Source organism: Psittacicella hinzii, from assembly GCF_003585885.1.
In the GTDB taxonomy this organism is placed as follows: domain Bacteria; phylum Pseudomonadota; class Gammaproteobacteria; order Enterobacterales; family Psittacicellaceae; genus Psittacicella.
Genome location: NZ_NRHC01000136.1, coordinates 1 through 3,410 on the forward strand (window position 1 = coordinate 1; position 3,410 = coordinate 3,410).

At 35.2% G+C, this 3,410-nt stretch carries 2 protein-coding genes; both read right to left on the bottom strand.

Annotation, left to right across the window (positions count from 1 at the left end; genetic code table 11):
- Positions 1-22 precede the first annotated feature (22 nt).
- Positions 23-712, bottom strand: coding sequence for a hypothetical protein (locus CKF54_RS07660; RefSeq protein WP_119525763.1), 690 nt, complete (start codon positions 710-712; stop codon positions 23-25).
- Between the two features lie 1,173 nt (positions 713-1,885).
- Positions 1,886-3,250 carry a hexose-6-phosphate:phosphate antiporter gene (gene uhpT, locus CKF54_RS07665; protein ID WP_262407832.1) on the bottom strand — a complete coding sequence of 455 codons (1,365 nt, stop codon included), beginning with the start codon at positions 3,248-3,250 and terminating at the stop codon, positions 1,886-1,888.
- Positions 3,251-3,410 lie beyond the last annotated feature (160 nt).

The window sequence follows — 3,410 nt, forward strand, 5'->3', positions numbered from 1 at the left end:
TAGCTTCTAGCTTCTAGCTTGCTTATTTTACCGCACAATATTGCGTTTGTTCTTTTTCATCAACAAATGTTAATCCAGTCGCAACATATTCTTGCCCGTTGTAGCTTAGATATAGCTTAGCCTGACTACTTGTAGGTGCTTTAGTTGAGCAACGGTAGAAAACTAACTCACTCACCTTACCCGCAAACGATGTAGGAATGTGCTTGCTGTTAACCGCCTTGGTTATTTTTACCGTGCCATTAGCTTGACCAGCAATCTCTACTTCTGCTTTACGACTAAAATTCACCTCGCAGTTATTGTAAAGGCGATAACTATCTTTGTTATTAACTGCGTAAACAGTCGCTTTTTGAATTTTCCAAGCAAAGTTATTGGCTTTGAAATTGGTACCAGTTAGATTAACTTTATTTAAAGCAGCTTGCGAAGCTGCACTACCTTCAGGTAAGTTTTGCGCTACCCCGTCATAGACAATGGTAAGCACTTCAACATTCGGAAATGTTGCTGGTCGAATTTGTGAACGCCCTTGCTGACAAGTAATATCAATTCCTTGTGCTGTAGTAACAAACCAAGGAACAGCTTGCGAAGCAGACGGCTTTACTTTATTAAGAAAGTAACGATTCTTTACTGGTTCCACATAAAAAGTAATAGTGTCAGCAAAGATCTGCTTACTCAAAGCTAGGAGGGGTAAAAGTAATAAGAATTTTTTTCTTGTCATAGTCCAAGTAATAATTGATTACTCTCTCTATTATAAGCGCATTATGAGCCTAAACATAAAAAAATCCTACTCTCATAGAGTAGGATCTAAACAACATAATTATTCTAGTTAAATATACTTAAGAGAAACACAAACAACAAAACAACGAACAACACAAACTCTTAAGCAGAAAGTAAATATGAAATATCAATTTTTACTTTCGATTTTATGATACCAAATTCTAATCGATTTTGCAATCAATTATCACCATTTTTGTAAAAGAGGTTAATCGATTGATGAAGATTTACTTTCCAACATAGTCAAACATCCCTAGAAAACTTCTCGTATTTTCTGATTTCTTCCCTTTAAGTTTACCAATTTTAAAAGCTAATTTTTATCTCAGCTTACCAAGCAATTTTATTCTTAAACCTACTATTTTTACCCTTCAAATGATAATTTTTCCCTTAGCTAAGCAATTATTTTTTCTAATTGAGAAATTATTTTAACTCTCAGCAAAATGTTTTTATCAACTCAAACTGATTTTGATAACTTTTGTCGCAATTTCTTTGCTTACTCTGTTTTACCGTTTACATTACCTGCATTTTTACAACCTTTTACACACCTACATACCTTTGCAACTCAACTATCTTCTTGAGTAGCATTAGCATCATTCTGCTAATTTTTTTCATATAAAAATACCCTCGCCTAAGGCGAGAGTATTATTTTCCCACTTCTATAGTAGTTAATGTTTTTAACTCAAAGTTGAAAATTGGCTTTGCCATTTTGTGCAATTGGAGGCATTTGCGTATTAAAAGTTAGAACTTAATTGCAAATAATTTTGTCCAGCCTGAAAAATTTAGCTACCTTATATTTCACGCTAGTCCATGTATTTGCTAACCTAACTTTCTTTCAACCAGAGCTATTTTGACAATAACAACCAAATCAAGGTATTTTTTTAGTTTGAATAAAATTTACAAAAGAGGAAGAATAAAAAGACCTGTCTATGTAAACGTTTATTTAGAGTTTATCTAGAGCTTATCTAGATTTTATCTAGAAAAAGTGCAAGCTAACAAGAATTTATCTAGTGAGGCAATCTAGTAAAAACTTGTTTCAATACAGAGTTAACTGCTAAAAGCTTTGAAAGCTACTATCAGCTACTTTTATTTATTAGCTTCACTTTACTTACTTAACTATTTACTTCGACGAAGCTTTTTGCATTTTAGCTTCTTTACGGATCTTAATCTCTTCAAAAATTGCGACAACTCCTAAAAGCACCGCACAGATTACTGCAGATAAGTCTAGCGCTAAGAAAGTACCAGTCCAACCTGTGTAACCAAAAACAGGATAGCCGTCAGCGATAATCCCTAGACCTAGTTTCGCAAATGAATCCCCTACTAAGTAAGCAAAGGTACCTTTAATACCATCAGCTACTGCCACTGCACGTTTTGGTACAAAACCTACAGCTGACACCCCAATAAGTAATTGTGGACCAAACACACAGAAACCTAAAACAAAGAGAGCTGTGTACAACATTGCCACACTATTAGCGTATTGGTAGTAACTTAAAGTAAAGATAATGATTATTAGCGCAACTACCGCTAAGGCACAACGACGACCTTTTACAAAGTCTGAAAATAATCCCCAAAGCAATGTACCAATCAGCGCACCTGCTTCAAAAACCGTGAACCCGTGAATTGCGACTTCACGACTAAAGCCTAACTCTTCACGTGCATATACTGGAGACCATTGGTCAATCCCGATACGTACGATGTATAAGAAGATGTTAGCAATACAAAGTAACCAAATTACTTTGTTAAATAAAACGTATTTTAAGAAAATCTGGAATTTGCTTAGTTGTTTTTCTTGGGCTTCACGATCTTCTTCAGATTCTTGCTCATTAAATAACTCTTCAGCAGTACCTAAACCGTAAGCTTCAGGAGAGTCATTACCAACACAAAGTCCGATGATCCCGATAATAATTGCCACAATTGAAGGGAAAATAAACATCCCAATTACGTTACCGTCAAAGAAAACATTTGCCCCGAATAACGCCACCCCAGCAGCAAACATACCACCAAAGTTATGTGACATATTCCACAGACCTAAGAAGAAACCACGTTTTGATTTTGGTGTCCACTTAGTAATGGTTGAGTAAGAAGATGACCCCCCACAAGACTGGAAGAAACCAGATAATGCGTAGAAAGAAATCATTAAAAAGATTGCTACACTTCCGCCACCTAAAGAAGCAGAAAAGCCCAGCATACAGATAGCAGAAAGTACTAGCATTAACGGTAAAAACTGCTTAGTGTTCTTTCCATCCGCAAAGTAACTTAATACCGTTTTCCCAATCCCGTAGGTGATTGAGAAACCTAAACCAATTAGACCTAATTCAGTTTTAGTTAAGCCGTAATCAGCAATTAAATCGTTTTGGGCAACGTTATAGTTCTTACGAATAAGATACATTGCCATGTAACTAACAAATACCACTAGATAAGACATCATAAATGGTTTAAACCACATTCTACGTCTTACCTCAAGCGGTAAATCTAAGGTAGGAATTCACTTTTGTTGTAAAAATTTAAACATAGTCAATTTACTAAGGGAACAGATCTTAGCACTCCTTGGATATATTTACGCGTGGCTAAGTAAAATTGTCTAGCTATACTCACTTAATGTGAACTTAATGATAATTTAATACCAACCTAAGTTACCTAGTTCA

Excerpts from the sequence above, each read along its gene's own strand:
- CKF54_RS07660 (WP_119525763.1), bottom strand. The coding sequence starts at position 712 with ATGACAAGAAAAAAATTCTTATTACTTTTACCCCTCCTAGCTTTGAGT.